Genomic DNA, 16,231 nt, shown 5'->3' with positions numbered 1-16,231 from the left:
CTTTAGCCTTTAGCCTTTAGCCTTTAGCCTTTAGCCTTTAGCCTTTAGCCTTTAGCCTTTAGCCTTTAGCCTTTAGCCTTTAGCCTTTAGCCTTATATTTTCGTGCCTTTCGTGGACAGCTCTAGTCAATTATTTTCAGTTTGAGTAAATGTACGCGCCGACTATCCGCCCTAATAACTTCAAATTTCATAGCATCTACGACCAGACTCTCGCCCTTTTTGGGCATATGCTCAAGCTGGCTGACAATAAATCCGCCGATGGTATCGTACTCATCAGTTGCGAGATGGGTGGAAAAATATTCGTCAAACTCATCCATAGGCGTCAGCGCTTTAATCATATATTCATTTTGGCTGCGCTGAAAAATATAGCCTTCGTCTTCATGCTCGTCGTGCTCGTCTTCAATCTCGCCGACGATTTGCTCTAACACATCCTCAATGGTGACCAAGCCTGCCGACTGACCGTATTCATCGACAACAATCGCCATGTGATTACCGTTGGTACGCAATTCTTTAAGCAATACATTCAAGCGCTTGCTTTCCGGAACAACGCATGACGGGCGCATTATTTCATGAACTTTCAGGGTTTTATTTTCCAAGATGCGTGTCAGCAGATCTTTGGCTAGCAACACGCCGACCACCTTGCTCCGATCGCCGTCAATGACCGGGTAACGCGAGTGCCCGAATTCCGTAACCAGCGGCATGATGGTTTCCAGTTCGGCGTCTTTGGGTACGACCACCATTTGAATGCGGGGAATCATAATATCCCTGACCCGCATTTGAGACACCTGCAAAACGCCTTCAATCATGGACAAAGCGTCCGTATCCAATAAGCGTTTTTCCCGTGCCTCTCTTAATATTTCAAGTAGATCCTCAAGGTCTTGCGGCTCCCCAGTCAGTAAATGGCTGATCTTATCGACCCAGCTTTTCTGCGGGGAGTTTCTACTTGGGGGTTGTTCGTCACTCATTTGTCTTATACCTCACTATAGGGATTATTTATCTGTAACTTGTTTAAAATGGCTATTTCTTTGTTTTCCATAAGCTCGGCTTCCGCGTCGTCGATGTGATCATAGCCTAACAAATGCAGTACGCCATGCACGACAATATGCGCCCAATGATCGGCCAGCAGCTTGCCTTGTTCCTGCGCCTCTTTTTCCAGTACCGGCGCGCAGATGACCAGATCGCCGAGCAAATTCAGTTCGATACCCGGAGGCAGGTCAACCGGAAAGCTGAGGATATTGGTCGGGCCTGATTTATGGCGATACTGTTCATTGAGTTCGGCGCTTTCCTGCTCATCAACAATACGCACCACAATCTCGGTGTCCTGATTATGTCCATCCAATGCCGCATCGACCCAACACTGGATTTGTTGTTGATCCGGCCGGCCTTCCGATTCAAACACAGCTTGGATCTCTATGTTGTTCACGACTCAGCCTTGCCGCTCTTTTCATAGGCTTCATAAGCGGAAACGATGCGTTGCACCAAGGGGTGCCTGACCACATCACGCACATCGAAAAAAGTAAAACTGATGCCGTCAACATTCTTTAACACTTCAAGCACATGCCGTAGGCCGGACATTTTTTCCGAGGGTAAATCGATTTGGGTAACGTCCCCGGTAACCACAGCCGTCGATCCGAATCCCACGCGGGTCAGAAACATCTTGATCTGCTCGATGGTGGTATTTTGCGCCTCGTCCAGGATAATAAAAGCATCATTCAGCGTCCTGCCGCGCATGAAAGCCAGCGGCGCAACCTCGATAATGCCTTTGTCGATCATTTTCTCAACACGCTCAAAACCGAGCATGTCGTACAGCGCGTCATACAAAGGCCGTAGATAAGGATCGACTTTTTGCGCCATATCGCCCGGCAGAAAACCCAGTTTTTCACCGGCCTCTACAGCAGGACGCACCAGAATAATTTTTTTGACCTTCTCGCTTTGCAATGCCTCAATCGCGCAAGCGACCGCCAAATAGGTTTTGCCGGTTCCTGCCGGTCCCACCCCGAAATTAATATCATGCGTCATGATTTTCCGCAGATATTCTTGCTGGTTAATCCCTCGCCCCCGGATCATTCCGCACTTGGTCTTGATGCTTACATTTTGCTGAGCTGACGTTGCCGGGGCATCCAACAGCTCGTCGATCGATGAATCCTGCATGGCCAAATGAACCAATTCTGCTGTCAGTTGCTCTTTCTCGGTGCTGGCAAACAACTTCTGCATGACGGCGCAAGCCGCTTTTACCGAACTGTCTAACCCAGTCACCCTGAACTGGTTGCCGCGATTGGCAATTTCAACTTGAAGACGCGATTCAATCTGCCGCAAATGCGCATCGAATTGACCGCAAAAATTGGACAACCGGCCATTATCGGCTGGGCCTAAGGAAATTTCCTGTGAAATCATAAATCAATTGTTACCAAGCATGTTTTACCAAGAAGAATTGGAGGAAGTGGTGACTATACGACCGCGCAAGGAATTAGGCAAAGCCTCGGCAATCAATACATCGACAAACTGCCCAGCCAACCGGGGATGACCGATAAAATTAACCACCCGATTATTCTCGGTTCTGCCCTGCATTTGCAGCGGATTCTTTTTAGACTGCCCCTCAACCAAAACCGTTTGCACGGTGCCGATCATGCTCTGTGAAATCGCCGCCGTCATTTCATTAATGCGGTTTTGAAACCGTTCCAAACGCTGTTTTTTAACTTCCGCCGGCACGTCATCCGGCAAATCGGCCGCCGGCGTTCCAGGGCGCTGACTGTAAACAAAACTGAATGACAAGTCGAAGCCGATTTCTTCAATGAACGACATGGTTTCTTCAAACTCGGCATCGGTTTCACCGGGAAAACCGATAATGAAATCCGATGACAAATAAATATGGGGCCGCACCGCGCGCAACTTGCGGATGATCTCAATATAGTCGGCGCGCGTATGTCCGCGCTTCATCATTTTCAAGATATGGTTGCTGCCGCTTTGCACCGGCAAATGCAGATGGTCAACCAGTTGCGGAATTTCGGCGAAAGCCTCGATCAACTCGTCGGTGAATTCCATCGGATGCGAGGTGGTAAAACGAATCCGGTCTATACCCTCCACCGCCGCCACATAATGCAGCAATAAGGCAAAATCGGCGATGTCGCCATCGTCCATGACGCCCCGATAGGCATTGACGTTTTGGCCTAGCAGATTGACTTCCCTAACGCCTTGTTTGGCCAAGGCGCTAATTTCGGCGATTACGTCATCCAGCGGACGGCTGATCTCTTCACCGCGAGTGTAAGGCACCACGCAGAACGTACAATATTTGCTGCAACCTTCCATCACCGAAACAAAGGCTTTCGGGCCTTCCGCTCTTGGCTCCGGCAACGCATCGAATTTTTCTATTTCAGGAAAGGAGACATCAACGACGGGCTTTTGCTGGCTGCGCGCCTGATCCAGCAGCTGAGGCAAACGGTGCAGGGTTTGCGGTCCGAACACAATGTCCACAAACGGAGCACGCTTTTGGATAGCCGCGCCTTCCTGGCTGGCGACACAGCCGCCGACACCGATAATTACGTCGGGACGCTTGTCTTTAATCTTGCGCCATTTACCCAAAGCCGAAAAGACTTTTTCCTGCGCTTTTTCGCGTATCGAGCAGGTATTCAGCAACAAGACATCTGCTTGTTTCGGGTCGTCAATCAATTCAAATCCATGCGAGGTATTGAGCACATCCCGCATCTTTTCGGAATCGTACTCGTTCATCTGGCAACCGTTGGTTTGAATATAAAGTTTTTGTGTCATATTTTTATAAATAAATCTTCCGAAAAGCATTGGGGCTTAACCCCTCAATTTAAAGCCCGTTTCTTGATTCTATTGAGACGGCAGATAGCAAAAAAGCCCAGGACAATTGTCCAGAGCTTTGTACGACTGTATAGACACAGATAAAGTGGCGGTTCAGGCAATGCCGAAACGATGATAATTATAACCTGAAGACAGTTTAAACAAGTAGTTTAGCCCTAAAACTCTTCCCATTCATCGGCGTTTGCTGTCGTCACTTGAGATTTTGGCTTGACGACCGCCGTGCTTGAGGGAGATTTGACGTCTTTTTTTAACCGCATAATTGCAACCCCGACTGCGGTCGATGCAGAAACAAAAGGGGATCCGGTGCCGAGCATGGTTTCCGCCTCGCTGAATTTTTTTGCATTGATCATAGCGGCTACTCTACCGGCCTCGATATGGAAGGCCGCATGTTTAGACACACATTCGGAATAACTTGGCTTATGGCTAAGCTGGGGCTTGGCTCCACCGTGCAGCCATTTACCTAACTCACAGCAATCGTCTTTTGAAATAGTCGCAACATCCATCTGTTCACGTTTTGATATAGCCGCACGCAGTTTGACCTTCCACTCGGAATGCTGCTCAAGCGCTTTATCCAAATCTATACCGACTTCATCTGACACCGGCGCATTTTTATAGGTCTCGATCTTAACCGGCGCGCTTTTTCTGTCAGCTTGACTATAAGCGACCGACTTAGTCTTAACGGAACTATCAGCAACCTGTGAGCTACCGTGCAATTTGAAACTCGCTACCGCGGCCGACAAGTGTTCGGTTTGCTCTTCCAGCGATTCTGAGGCAGCTGCGGCTTGCTCTACCAAGGCGGCATTTTGCTGAGTCACGTCGTCCATTTGAGTAATGGCCTGGTTAACCTGCTCGATGCCCGAGGTTTGCTCAACCGAAGCGGCGCTGATCTCGGACATGATAGTAGTCACACTGCGAATGGAACTGACGATTTCCTGCATGGTTTTCCCGGCCTGGGCGACCAGTTTACTACCGTCCTCAACCCTTTCCACCGAATCGCCAATCAGGTTTTTAATTTCTCCCGCAGCAGCCGAGGCGCGTTGCGCCAGATTGCGGACTTCTACGGCCACAACGGCAAAACCCCGGCCTTGTTCACCGGCGCGAGCCGCTTCCACTGCGGCGTTGAGCGCAAGAATATTGGTTTGGAAGGCAATGCTGTCGATCACTGAAATGATGTCCACAATCTTGCTTGAGGCTTGGTTGATGCCTTCCATTGTCGTTACGACTTCGCTGACTGCATTGACCCCCCGTCCGGCGATGTCCGATGCGCTGACCGCAAGTCGGCTCGCGTGCTTGGCGTTTTCGCTGTTTTGCTGCACGGTGGAGGTCAACTCTTCCATGCTGGCGGCGGTTTCTTCCAGACTCGCCGCTTGCTCTTCGGTGCGATGCGACAAATCATTATTACCCGCTGCAATTTCTTTAGCCGCGTTGCTAATCGTGTCGACGGAGTCCCTGATTCCGCCTATGGTATTTTTGAGGTTTTCCACCGTTTCATTGACAGCTTCTTTGACTTGACCAAAAGCGCCCGGGTAATTTTGGCTGATAGTTTGCGTTAAATCGCCTTGAGCCAGCGCTTTTGCAACACGCTCTATATCGCTAAAGCCTGAATCGCAGGTTTCAATCAAAGTATTCAGGTCGGTCAAAATATCTTTAAACAGGAACTCGTAGTTATCCGCGTGGGCACGGCATGAAAAATCACCTTTAGCCCCCGCTTCTGCGAGCGTTTTGATTTCATTATTGATACCCAGCAAAGCTGTTTTAACGGCGTCTACGGCGGCTGTCACCTTGGCTTTATCGCCGGGCAAACGATCCATGTCACGGGAAAAATCCCCCCTGGCGTATTGCGAAACAATATCAACCACCTGCATTTTTACGGCGACGTGGCTTGCTACCAGCTCATTAATCTCTTTCGCCATCTTGCCGTAAGTGCCGGGAAACTGGGCGGCGTCGATTTGCTCGTGAATCCATCCCTCAGCGTGCTTTTGCGCCATAACACCCTGAGCGACGACAAAGCTGTTAATAGAATCCTGCATGGCTTTCATTGACTGCAACGTTCCTTCGGTTCCATTATTTCGACCCGTGTCAATTTTGGAACTCAAATCGCCATTGCCAATTCGGTTTGCCAGGAAAGCGACCGTTGCTGATTCAATACCTTCAATCCTTAACTGGACCGCCAAAAACACTAAAATTACCGCTTCAAATACCAAGTATGCCGCATGAAGCAGCACAACACCGAAGTTTGGTCCATTACGGAACACCCACACATCTAACTGCATACTTTGCAAGTAGTTACAAGCCAAATGATGAACAGCAACCAACCCCGTAGCAAAAATAATCGGCCGCCAATCCCGGTAAGCCAATAAAAAGGCAAGCACTACAAACAGACCGAAGTGTATTTCTATCAGGCCATGACTGACTTGAATTTGGATCGCGATCTGAATGACAAATGCGCTTGCCATCGCCAGTCTCGAGATCAGCGTACCCGGCGTTGAACGCCATATTAAAAAAGGGATGACTACGGCCGGGAGGCCAACCGCCAAGCTAAAAACTATCCCGTCATAAACCAGTCCAACAACTACCGTAACCAAAAATACGGTGACCACTGTAATCATCATTACACCGTCCACTTTGGTACGAATAGGCTTTAGCAAGTCTTCTTGATCATTCATCATTTTTCCTTAATCTAATAAACATTATTTGTGCAGTGTTCACCGGCCGGCGCTTCCAATATGAACCAGCCCAATGCACAAGCGCTATAAGCAAGCCATACCGCAAAAAGCGCGGTCATTCCGTAGCTCTTGCGGCGATAGCAAGGAGTGGTTACTGCTGTTGTTAGAGGCGGCTTAGTGTTGCGTTGATTGACAGTAATCACTTTCAACTCCTGATCGCCAAACCGGTCACATTCAGGACAAATGTGGGGATGAAGGGGGAAATCATTAGGATTAAAATAAGATTGATGTTGGGAGGGAGTAAACGGCGATTATTATAACCTGAAGATTACTTAAACAAAATCAGATAGCGACATTTACTTACACTCCCTTTCTTGTCTACCGCTCTAAAACTCCTCCCATTCATCGCTGGTAACCGGCTGCAACTGCGGTTTCACCTTGGCCGGAGTTGGACTTTTACTTACCGCCGGCGTCATTACACGCGGAAAACTTTGAGAACCGCCTAAACCATTATCGACAGTAAAGCGCCCAACCGTGACTGACAAATTTTGCGCCTGTTCTTCCAGCGATTCGGCAGCCGCCGCTGCCTGCTCGACCAGGGCGGCGTTTTGCTGCGTCACTTCATCCATTTGCCCGATCGCCTGATTAACCTGTTCGATGCCGGAAGTTTGTTCAACGGAAGCGGATCTAATCTCCGACATAATGACGGTAACACCGCGAATGGCGCTAACAATTTCCTCCATGGTCTTTCCGGCCTGGGCAACCAGCTTGGTGCCGTCCTCAACCTTTTCTACCGAATCGCCAATCAGGTTTTTTATTTCGCCTGCCGCGGCAGCGGCGCGCTGGGCAAGATTACGCACCTCGCCAGCCACCACCGCGAAACCACGGCCCTGCTCACCGGCGCGGGCCGCCTCCACCGCGGCATTGAGGGCAAGAATATTGGTCTGGAAAGCAATGCTGTCAATCACCGTGATGATATCGACAATTTTGCGAGAAGACTCATTAATATCTTCCATCGTCGTCACTACCTGCTCCACCACTGCAACACCCTTGCCTGCAATATCGGTCGCGCCGACAGCAAGCTGGTTGGCATATTGAGCGTTTTTTGCGTTTAACTGCACTGTGGAAGTCAGCTCTTCCATGCTGGCGGCGGTTTCTTCCAAACTGGCCGCCTGCTCTTCGGTACGGTGTGACAAATCGTTGTTACCCGCTGCAATTTCTTTGGCGGCAGTATTGATGTTGTTGGTGGAATCCTTGATTTCTTCGACCAGCCCCCTGAGGTTTTCGACAGTGCTGTTCATGCCGGCAATCACGGCGCCGAAAGTGCCGGGGTAGTCCTTGCTGATCGTTTTAGTCAAGTCACCTTCCGACAATGCACTGGCAATAACCGATATGTCATTCAAACTGCCCAAGGCATCAAGCGAAAGGTTAATATCGTCTTTCAGTTTGCCGAGATCGCCACGCCCTTCGGCCTGAACCCGCTGACTGATATCGCCTTGCGCCACGCTGTGCATGACATTGCCTACATCGCCCAGCATCGACTGCATAGCCTGCATGGCTTGCATGGCGTGCTCTACCGCGAGCTTGTATTCGCCTTCGACATTAACATTAACCCTTTTGTTAAAGTCGCCTTCAGCAAGGGCGTTCATTAATTCGGTAATAGCGTTTGTAGTCACGGACAGCGTTTTTGCGACGGCATTCAGTTGTTTCAGCGCTGTCGCAAACCCGCCATGCAAGCCTTCGGGATAGCTCTTCCGGGTAAAATCGCCATAGATGACATAGGCCAGCGAATAATACATATCTGTCTGTGCAGTTTCGACCTGATCCATCAAATCGTTCAGCAACCAGGCGAGCTGTTGGAGCGGCCTATCTTTTCCGCCGATATAGGTAACCCTGACATCGACAGATCCCTGCCTCCATTCCTTGCTTGCGCTCAGTAACTTCTTCAACAACAACTGATCGGCTGATATTGATTTACGCCACCAAACGACCGATAAAACCGATGCCACCGTCAATAAAGACGGCGTGATAACATTACCTCCGGTCAAAACAGGCATCCACCCATAAACCAACGAACCGGTCCAGCAACAAGCGACTACCGCTAAGGCGATAGCTTCATTATTCTTAAAGTGACTGTAAGACATTGATAAGCTCCTCGTAAGTAACGCCTTTTTCTTTTAATACATTACCCAATACTGCGCCTGACGCCGCCATAGCATCCTTCGGCCCCGCGTTACGTTCGGCATCCAGCATGGCTCGATACACATCCGTCACAATCGGAATAGCCTTAGGATTAGGCATACGGCGCACAGAGCTGTAGCCTATCTTTTGTTTGTTTTTGTCTTTCATCGGCGCTACGTGAGTAAACACCCAGTAAAACCCGCCATCTTTCGACATGTTTTTAACATAGGCGAATATCTCCTTGTCTTCCGCCAGATAATCCCACAACAACTTAAATACCGCCCTCGGCATATCAGGGTGACGAATAATGTTGTGCTGACTACCCAAAAGCTCGTGTTCCTCGTATCCCGAAAACTCGATAAAAATATCGTTTCCGTAAGTAATCCGCCCTGTCAGGTCAGTTTTGGAAACAATGAAATCCTGCTCCCGCATTAACCGTTCCTTACTTGTCGGAATGATTTCTTTTCTCTTCATTATTTTTCCTCAGTAATTGCCCTATACCCACGCAATCGTCAGTTAATTATTCGGCTAACAAAGCATTTGCGGTTCTTTAGCAAACTTGTCAGTCAGTTTATTTTTATCAAACATCAGATAAACAATCATATCCGTATTCAAAAAAAACCGATCATTCCCGATCCGGCCAATTTCTTGCCAAAAGTTATCCGTCCTCCGCCTTAAAATCAGGCTCCTATAATGCTCGCAAGAACAACCCCCCTCTGCTCACTGGGAATTCTAATACCGCCTCTATTCCGACTTGATCTTAATAACATAAAAAAACCGATACTCCAATTTTTCAACACCACACTTGGGTGTAGGCTTTATAAAAGACTGATTTTTACGACAGCCCCGAATTTGGGATGATCCAGATAATAGAGCTCATTCAGTTTAATGAATCGCTTTTCATTTAAGCGGTAAATCACCGCCTTCCCCGAATCGCCGTCAAAACGAGAACCCAGCTCCAAATCAACCGTCATTTGCAGGCCCTGATCGTGTTGCATCTGGAAATAACCGTCCAACTTGCCGTCCGCACCCTGAATATGCACGGGAGCGGCTAACCCTCCGCCGCCAATTGGCTGAATCCAGGCGACATGCAGGATAGGCCGGTAAACCGGGACTTTCGATAATGCGTCATAACTCTCATCCAGCGTTGTAGCACCCGGTTTTTTATAAGCGCTCAGTTCCGTCAACGCGGATGGCCACTTAATCTGGCTGGCGGCCTGTTCAAACACCTCGGAGTTGGGCATCGCTTGCGAGAATATGATCAACTCTATTTGATAAGCGCCATCTTCAGCTAAAAGCCGGTTACTGAAAAAAACCAGCATTGCCGTCAAACTGTAGGCCATTATTTTAATTATCGTCATTTTTTATCCGCCGGTTTAAGGGTTAATTTATCCAGCAAACCGGTTATAAACTCAAGCTTCTGCTCGGTCGTTTCAAACGGTTTACTGAACCTTAACTTGTCGGCCCCATCGAATTTATAAACCTGGGCCTGGGTTTGTATCAGCGAAATCAGCTGGTCGGTATTGATATTAGGCGTCGCAGAAAAAATAATGCGCCCGCCGCCGGCATTGGCCTCTATTTTCTTGACGCCCATTTTTTCGGCCTGCTGCTTTAATTCGGCGACGCTGAACAACGTCTTTACCTGCTCGGGGAATAAGCCGAAACGATCGATCATTTCCACCTGCAATTCACGTAAATCGTCCTTGGTTTCGGTATTGGAGATGCGCTTATACAACACCAGCCGGCCATGAATATCAGGAAGATAGTCTTCCGGGATCAGCGCCGATGCTTGAAGATCGACTTCCGGCCCCCGGTCTATCGGGGTTTCGAGCTCCGGCTGTTTGCCGGATTTTAGCGCATCGACCGCGCGCTCCAACAGCTCGGTATACAGAGTAAAACCGATTTCCTGAATCTGCCCGCTTTGGTCATCGCCGAGCAATTCGCCCGCGCCGCGAATTTCCATGTCATGCGACGACAACATAAAACCGGCGCCCAAATCGCCGGATGCCTCGACCGCTTCCAGCCGTTTAATCGCGTCTTTGCTCAATAAGGATTTCGGCGGCACGACAAAATAGGCGTAAGCCCGATGATGCGAACGCCCGACCCGGCCGCGCAACTGATGCAACTGCGCCAGGCCCAATTTATCGGCGCGATTGATGATGATCGTATTGGCGCTGGGTATGTCGATGCCGCTTTCAATAATCGTAGAGCACAACAGCAGGTTAAAACGCTGGTGATAAAAATCCAGCATGATGCGTTCCAGCTCCCGCTCCGGCATTTGTCCGTGCGCAATCTCGATCCGCGCCTCGGGCACCAGCGCTTCGAGCTCCCTGGCCATTTTTTCCATCGATTTAACGTCGTTATGCAAGAAAAACACCTGGCCGCCACGCTTGATCTCGCGCAAACAGGCCTCCCTGATCTGTGCATCGATCCATTCGCTGATAAAGGTCTTGATCGCATGACGGTTAGGCGGCGGGCTGGCGATAATGGAAATATCCCGGAGACCCGACATCGCCATATTCAAAGTGCGCGGAATAGGCGTTGCGGTCAGCGTCAACATATCCAGTTCATTGCGCAGCTTTTTGAAATGTTCTTTCTGCGTCACGCCGAAACGGTGTTCCTCGTCAATCACCACCAGCCCCAGCGCTTTGTATTTGATTTCTTTCGACAATAATTTATGCGTACCGATCACTATATCGACCTTGCCCTGCTCCAGGTCATCGGTAATTTCTTTTTGCTGCTTGGGGCTGACAAAACGCGACAGCACCTCGACGCGAACCGGCCAGTCGGCAAAGCGGTCGCGGAAATTCTGGTAATGCTGTTGCGCCAACAAGGTAGTCGGCACCAAGACCGCCACCTGCTTGCCGTTTTGCACCGCAATAAACGCCGCGCGCATCGACACCTCGGTTTTACCGAAACCGACGTCACCGCAAATCACCCTGTCCATCGGCTGAGGGCTGGCCATGTCGTCCAATATCGCCTCGATCGCGGTCTGTTGATCCGGCGTTTCTTCAAACGGGAACGCGTCGGCAAACGCCGCATATTCGACATTTTCGACATCAAACGCGTGGCCTTGCTTGACCGCCCGTTTGGCATGGATCTCCAGCAATTCCGCGGCGACATCCCGGATACGCTTAATGGCTTTTTGCTTGGCTTTGCTCCACTGATCGCCGCCCAGTTTGTGCAAAGGCGCATTTTCCGCGCTCATGCCGGTGTAACGGCCGATCACATGCAGCGATGAAACCGGTACATAAAGTTTGTCGTTATTGGCGTATTCCAGCGTCAAAAATTCCGACGCGACTCCGCCGATCTCCAAAGTCTGCAAGCCTAAGTAACGGCCGACGCCATGTTCCTGATGCACGACCGGCGAACCGATAGTCAGTTCATTCAGGTTATTGACGATATTTTCCAGCTCATGCGCCCCGGACTTGCGCCGCCTGCGCCGTTGCTGAACTTTTTCGCCGGACAACAGGTTTTCGGTGATGATCGCGATGGCCGGATTTTCGAGCCACAAGCCATGATCCATCGGCGCAACCAGAAGACACGGCGACACTTCGGACTGGAGAAACTTGTCCCAGCTTTCCACCTGCTTCACGATAATCTTGTACTGCCTTAATTTGTCCATCAAGGCTTCCCGGCGTCCTGCCGATTCCGAGACAAACAAAATCTTGCCGTCAAAACCATTTACAAACTGCTGCAACGCCAGGGCCGGCTGTTCCACTTTCGCATCGATGGTGACATTGGGCAGCTGACGGCAGTTGAAAACGATGCTGCCGGTATCCTTGGCAGCTATGCCGCCAAGCGTAATACGGGCAAATGCTTCGGTTCTTTGCGCCAGCTCATCGGTCGATAAAAACAGCAGTTCCGGTTTCAACAACGGTCTGTCCACATCGTATTTCCGTTGCTGAAACCGGTCTTCGGCTTCGGCATAAAAAGCCTGGGCGGTCGCGGCAAAACTATCCGCCGTCACCAAAACCGCCGACTTCGGCAGGTAATCGAACAATGTAGCCATTCGATCGACAAACAACGGCAAGTAATATTCAATGCCGCCGGGCGTGATGCCTTTGCTGACATCCATATAAAAATGGTTTTTCGGCGAAGTTTCCGGGAAAGCATCTCTGAAAGCCTGGCGAAAATGCTTGATGGCCTCATCGGTAAACGGGAATTCCCGCGCGGGGAACAGCTGAATCCGGTCAATTTTTTCCAATGACCGCTGCGTTTCAGGGTCGAATGTACGGATGGATTCGATTTCCTCATCGAATAACTCGATGCGATACGGCGCCTTGCCGCCCATCGGGAACAAATCGACTATCGACCCCCTGACCGCAAATTCGCCGTGCTGGTAAACCTGAGATACGCAATGATAGCCGACGCTTTCCAGCTTCAGGCGGTTCAGCTCCAGGTTAAAATCGTCGCCGACCTTAACCGCAAAACTGTTGGCCAGAACATGCTCACGGGGCGCCAACCGGTGCATCAGCGTCGTCACCGAAACCACCAGCGCGCCGCGCTTCACCTGCGGCAACAAGGCCAAGGTTTTGAGCCGTTCAGAGATGATTTCCGGCAGCGGCGAGAAAACATCGTAAGGCAAGGTTTCCCAATCGGGGAAATTCAAAATGGGGTGCTCGCCCTGTAAGAAGAACGACAATTCATGTTCAAGCCGCAAGGCGGTCTGATTATCCGGCGTGACCATGACAAACAGACGGTCTTCATTTTTAATGGCTGAAGCCAGCGCCAACGAATCGCCGCAGCCGGTTAAGCCCGCCCAGATCAGTATTTGATCTTGTTTTTGCGGCGTTTTAGGAGAGAAAATTAAGTTGTTAGCCATTATGTTCCGTTCCCATATGCCGTATGGGAATATGCAGTTAAGGCGCATCACGCCACGAATCTCGGCCAGCCTAAACTGGAATCACGCTTAATATTATAATCGCATAAGTTGGCTGGCGCTTGGACTATAGAACAAGCGCAGACACATAGTGTGCTGTGTGTAGTTTTTTAATCATCATTGTCCCGCCTTTTAGTAACCGCCTGCACTGGGGTACAATACCCCGAGTTGTGCCAAGTACATTCAAAGACGGCATGAACGGCAATGAACTATCATCCGCCCCATGTTGATCAAATTTAAATCAAATAAAGAGAGACGCCATTATGAAAAAAAGTTTGTTTCTGACTGTTGCGATGCTGATTTCCGGCAACGTAAACGCCGCTACCGATCATTACGTGTTGCGCGATGGCGACTATGTGCGCCACTTAAAAGTCACCAAAATCGACGACGATTACACCGTCAGCGCTGACGTAGACTTTGAAGCCACTGCCCAAGAAGCCGGCATCGCCCACTGTTCCGAGACCATTTCCGGCAAAGCCAAAAGCACAGGCGAGAACGAATTGCTGCTGAAAAAACATTCTGAAAGCTCGGCCAGTTTCTGCGAACTAAAAATCAAACTTAGCCCGAACGGCGCGAAGGTGGAAGAGTCGAAAGATTGCGGCACATTTACCGTAGGCAAATGCCACTTTTCCAGCGGCGACAAGGAACTGATTAAGATAAAATAATCGAGAATCAAGCTCATAGCCTGGATTCTTCTTCCTTACGGCCGCGCAAAGCAAACGCCGCCCAGGTGAAGAGGAATCCGTCATAAACATTATGACGGCAAACAAATAAAGCGGCGTTTCAACGCCGGAATGCATTGATCGGCAAGCCTTCCGTCCAAATGTTGCCGCATGCGCATTAAGAACTGCACGACAACATAGAACACCCGGCCCGTTGCCTCGCCCAGTCCGGGCGTTTTAAAGCGAACTCTTCCTTGCCAGGCTGATCGTCATAGGGATGACGCAATAATTCCAACAACTCGTTAACCATCGAAAAATCACCCTGCTCCGCCTTGTCTATCGCCAGTTGCGCCAAATAATTTCTCAGTACATAGTTGGGATTCGCCGCATTCATGGTCTTGATTCGCACCTCATCGGTAACGCCGGAGTTTTGCACCCGCTTGATGTAAGATTTAAGCCAGTTGCCAAGACGGGCCTTGTATTCATCGGTTAGCTGCTCCGGCACATAATAGGCTTCCATCAGCGGCGCCATCAAAGCTTCATTGCCGAGTTCAGCGTCCATGACCAGCATGCCGAGCTTGCGGTAAAAAATGGTCATGTCCGTTTCGACCGTTTGCAACAGGATCAACAGCTCGGTGTGTAATTCCTTATCGGTAGCCGGATCATAGGCATTAAGCCCCAGCTTGTCGGCGACCATTTTTTGCCAGCCCCGCTCAAAGGTGTCTTTATAGGCATTAATCGCCTGTTGCAGGGGCTCAACCTGTTCTATCAGCGGATAGATCGCATTGGCCAGCTGCCCCAAATTCCAGAAAGCGATTTGCGGCTGGTTGCCGAAACGGTAGCGGCGGTCCGCCGCATCGGTGGTGTTGGGCGTCCAGTTGGGGTCGTAATTTTCCAGCCAGCCGTAGGGACCGTAGTCTATGGTGAGGCCGAGTATCGACATATTGTCGGTGTTCATCACGCCGTGAACGAAGCCGACGCGCTGCCAGTGCACGATCATTTCCGCCGTTCTGCGGCAGACTTCTTCAAACCATTTGAGATAAACGTCGAATGACGGCTCGCCCAAATGCGGAAAGTCGGTGCGGATGGTGTAATCGACCAGTTTTTTCAGCAGCTCTATCTCGCCCCTGGCGGCAAAAATCTGGAAGTTGCCAAAGCGGGTAAACGATGGCGCAACCCGGCAAACTACCGCGCCCGGTTCGGGCTGCGGATTGCCGTTGTAAAACATATCCCGGATAACTTCCTCGCCGGTCAGTATCAAGCTCAATGCCCGCGTGGTCGGCACGCCCAGATGATGCATGGCTTCGCTGCACAAAAACTCGCGCACCGAGGAGCGCAGCACCGCCAAACCGTCAGCATTCCTTGAATAAGGCGTTTCGCCCGCGCCTTTCAGCTGCAAGGTCCAGTGCTCGCCTTGGCGATTGACTACTTCGCCCAGATTAATCGCGCGGCCGTCACCGAGCTGTCCCGCCCAGTTGCCGAACTGGTGACCGCCGTAGCAGGTTGCGTAAGGCTCCATGCCGGGCAACAAGCGATTACCGGCAAATACCTGGGTAAAATCGGCCGACTCGCAATCTTCCGGGCTCAAATCCAGCAGTTCTGCAACTTCCCTGGAATAAGCAACCATCCGCGGATCGGCGACTTTGGTTGGCGACACCCGCGAATAACAGGCGCTAAGAACCTGGCGGCGATTATTAACGGTTTCATAGTCGGCAGGTAACTCGCGTATAAAACGGTTATCGAAGATCAAGTCATCGAGCCCGGACGTCGTTGTTTGAGAATTCATTTATTTCGCTCTTTTGTCGGCAAGCGGCTGCCCGCATGCGTTTTCATCGGTTGGTAATAATTCTTCCGTACAATCATGGCATCACATACGGATTCGGCGAACAGCTCATGGCAATTTAGTCTTATTCTAGCGTTAAACATGAATTCTCGTTGATATTCAGTTAAAATGGCGGCGTTAAAAAACCCTCCGCTTTGTGTGGCGGTGCGCCATTTTATTTAATGTTTTTTCTG

At 50.2% G+C, this 16,231-nt stretch carries 11 protein-coding genes; 1 reads left to right on the top strand and 10 read right to left on the bottom strand.

The annotated features are described in order from the left end of the window. Nucleotides 1–121 precede the first annotated feature (121 nt). The 9 genes from V3O24_RS16520 to mfd form a co-directional block, all read right to left on the bottom strand. A complete protein-coding gene (locus V3O24_RS16520; RefSeq protein WP_104422447.1) occupies nucleotides 122–964 on the bottom strand; it encodes a transporter associated domain-containing protein in 843 nt (280 codons plus the stop codon). Between the two features lie 5 nt (nucleotides 965–969). Then, nucleotides 970–1,422 (bottom strand): rRNA maturation RNase YbeY, encoded by a 453-nt coding sequence (ybeY, locus tag V3O24_RS16515; protein WP_331308064.1) that lies wholly within the window; start codon nucleotides 1,420–1,422, stop codon nucleotides 970–972. Continuing rightward, nucleotides 1,419–2,393 (bottom strand): PhoH family protein, encoded by a 975-nt coding sequence (locus tag V3O24_RS16510; protein ID WP_104422445.1) that lies wholly within the window; start codon nucleotides 2,391–2,393, stop codon nucleotides 1,419–1,421. Before V3O24_RS16510 ends, ybeY begins: the two co-directional genes overlap by 4 nt. A gap of 24 nt (nucleotides 2,394–2,417) precedes the next feature. Then, entirely contained in the window at nucleotides 2,418–3,764 is a 1,347-nt protein-coding gene (gene miaB, locus V3O24_RS16505; RefSeq protein ID WP_331308063.1) for a tRNA (N6-isopentenyl adenosine(37)-C2)-methylthiotransferase MiaB, read from the bottom strand. Nucleotides 3,765–3,979: 215 nt separating this feature from the next. Further along, nucleotides 3,980–6,493 carry a methyl-accepting chemotaxis protein gene (locus V3O24_RS16500; RefSeq protein WP_331308062.1) on the bottom strand — a complete coding sequence of 838 codons (2,514 nt, stop codon included), beginning with the start codon at nucleotides 6,491–6,493 and terminating at the stop codon, nucleotides 3,980–3,982. Between the two features lie 383 nt (nucleotides 6,494–6,876). Then, complete coding sequence (locus V3O24_RS16495) at nucleotides 6,877–8,634, bottom strand: methyl-accepting chemotaxis protein (protein ID WP_331308061.1); 1,758 nt, start codon at nucleotides 8,632–8,634, stop codon at nucleotides 6,877–6,879. Beyond that, nucleotides 8,615–9,145, bottom strand: coding sequence for a PAS domain-containing protein (locus tag V3O24_RS16490; RefSeq protein ID WP_104422442.1), 531 nt, complete (start codon nucleotides 9,143–9,145; stop codon nucleotides 8,615–8,617). The genes V3O24_RS16495 and V3O24_RS16490 overlap by 20 nt, the downstream gene beginning before the upstream one ends. A 344-nt stretch (nucleotides 9,146–9,489) precedes the next feature. Further along, on the bottom strand, nucleotides 9,490–10,032 hold the full coding sequence (locus V3O24_RS16485; protein WP_331308060.1) for a CsiV family protein: 543 nt from the start codon (nucleotides 10,030–10,032) through the stop codon (nucleotides 9,490–9,492). After that, nucleotides 10,029–13,496, bottom strand: a complete 3,468-nt coding sequence (mfd, locus tag V3O24_RS16480; RefSeq protein ID WP_331308059.1) for a transcription-repair coupling factor — start codon at nucleotides 13,494–13,496, stop codon at nucleotides 10,029–10,031. Before mfd ends, V3O24_RS16485 begins: the two co-directional genes overlap by 4 nt. Before the next feature lie 320 nt (nucleotides 13,497–13,816). Here mfd and V3O24_RS16475 point away from each other — a divergent pair, with 320 nt between their 5' ends. Continuing rightward, the gene (locus V3O24_RS16475; RefSeq protein WP_331308057.1) at nucleotides 13,817–14,218 is read left to right on the top strand and encodes a hypothetical protein; all 402 of its coding nucleotides are present in this window, start codon (nucleotides 13,817–13,819) and stop codon (nucleotides 14,216–14,218) included. 175 nt (nucleotides 14,219–14,393) lie between these two features. On the opposite strand, the gene V3O24_RS16470 is transcribed toward V3O24_RS16475, so the two are convergent. After that, complete coding sequence (locus V3O24_RS16470; protein ID WP_331308055.1) at nucleotides 14,394–16,001, bottom strand: protein adenylyltransferase SelO family protein; 1,608 nt, start codon at nucleotides 15,999–16,001, stop codon at nucleotides 14,394–14,396. Between the last annotated feature and the right edge of the window lie 230 nt (nucleotides 16,002–16,231).

The organism is Methylobacter sp. Wu8, from assembly GCF_036440755.1.
Lineage (GTDB): Bacteria > Pseudomonadota > Gammaproteobacteria > Methylococcales > Methylomonadaceae > Methylobacter_A > Methylobacter_A tundripaludum_A.
This window is presented reverse-complemented; position numbering and strand designations above follow the sequence as displayed.

What these genes read in the sequence shown, in the direction of transcription:
- V3O24_RS16520 (WP_104422447.1), bottom strand. Translation starts at nt 964, where the DNA reads ATGAGTGACGAACAACCCCCAAGTAGAAACTCCCCGCAGAAAAGCTGG.
- V3O24_RS16510 (WP_104422445.1), bottom strand. Translation starts at nt 2,393, where the DNA reads ATGATTTCACAGGAAATTTCCTTAGGCCCAGCCGATAATGGCCGGTTG.
- miaB (WP_331308063.1), bottom strand. Translation starts at nt 3,764, where the DNA reads ATGACACAAAAACTTTATATTCAAACCAACGGTTGCCAGATGAACGAG.
- V3O24_RS16500 (WP_331308062.1), bottom strand. Translation starts at nt 6,493, where the DNA reads ATGATGAATGATCAAGAAGACTTGCTAAAGCCTATTCGTACCAAAGTG.
- V3O24_RS16495 (WP_331308061.1), bottom strand. Translation starts at nt 8,634, where the DNA reads ATGTCTTACAGTCACTTTAAGAATAATGAAGCTATCGCCTTAGCGGTA.
- V3O24_RS16490 (WP_104422442.1), bottom strand. Translation starts at nt 9,145, where the DNA reads ATGAAGAGAAAAGAAATCATTCCGACAAGTAAGGAACGGTTAATGCGG.
- V3O24_RS16485 (WP_331308060.1), bottom strand. Translation starts at nt 10,032, where the DNA reads ATGACGATAATTAAAATAATGGCCTACAGTTTGACGGCAATGCTGGTT.
- mfd (WP_331308059.1), bottom strand. Translation starts at nt 13,496, where the DNA reads ATGGCTAACAACTTAATTTTCTCTCCTAAAACGCCGCAAAAACAAGAT.
- V3O24_RS16475 (WP_331308057.1), top strand. Translation starts at nt 13,817, where the DNA reads ATGAAAAAAAGTTTGTTTCTGACTGTTGCGATGCTGATTTCCGGCAAC.
- V3O24_RS16470 (WP_331308055.1), bottom strand. Translation starts at nt 16,001, where the DNA reads ATGAATTCTCAAACAACGACGTCCGGGCTCGATGACTTGATCTTCGAT.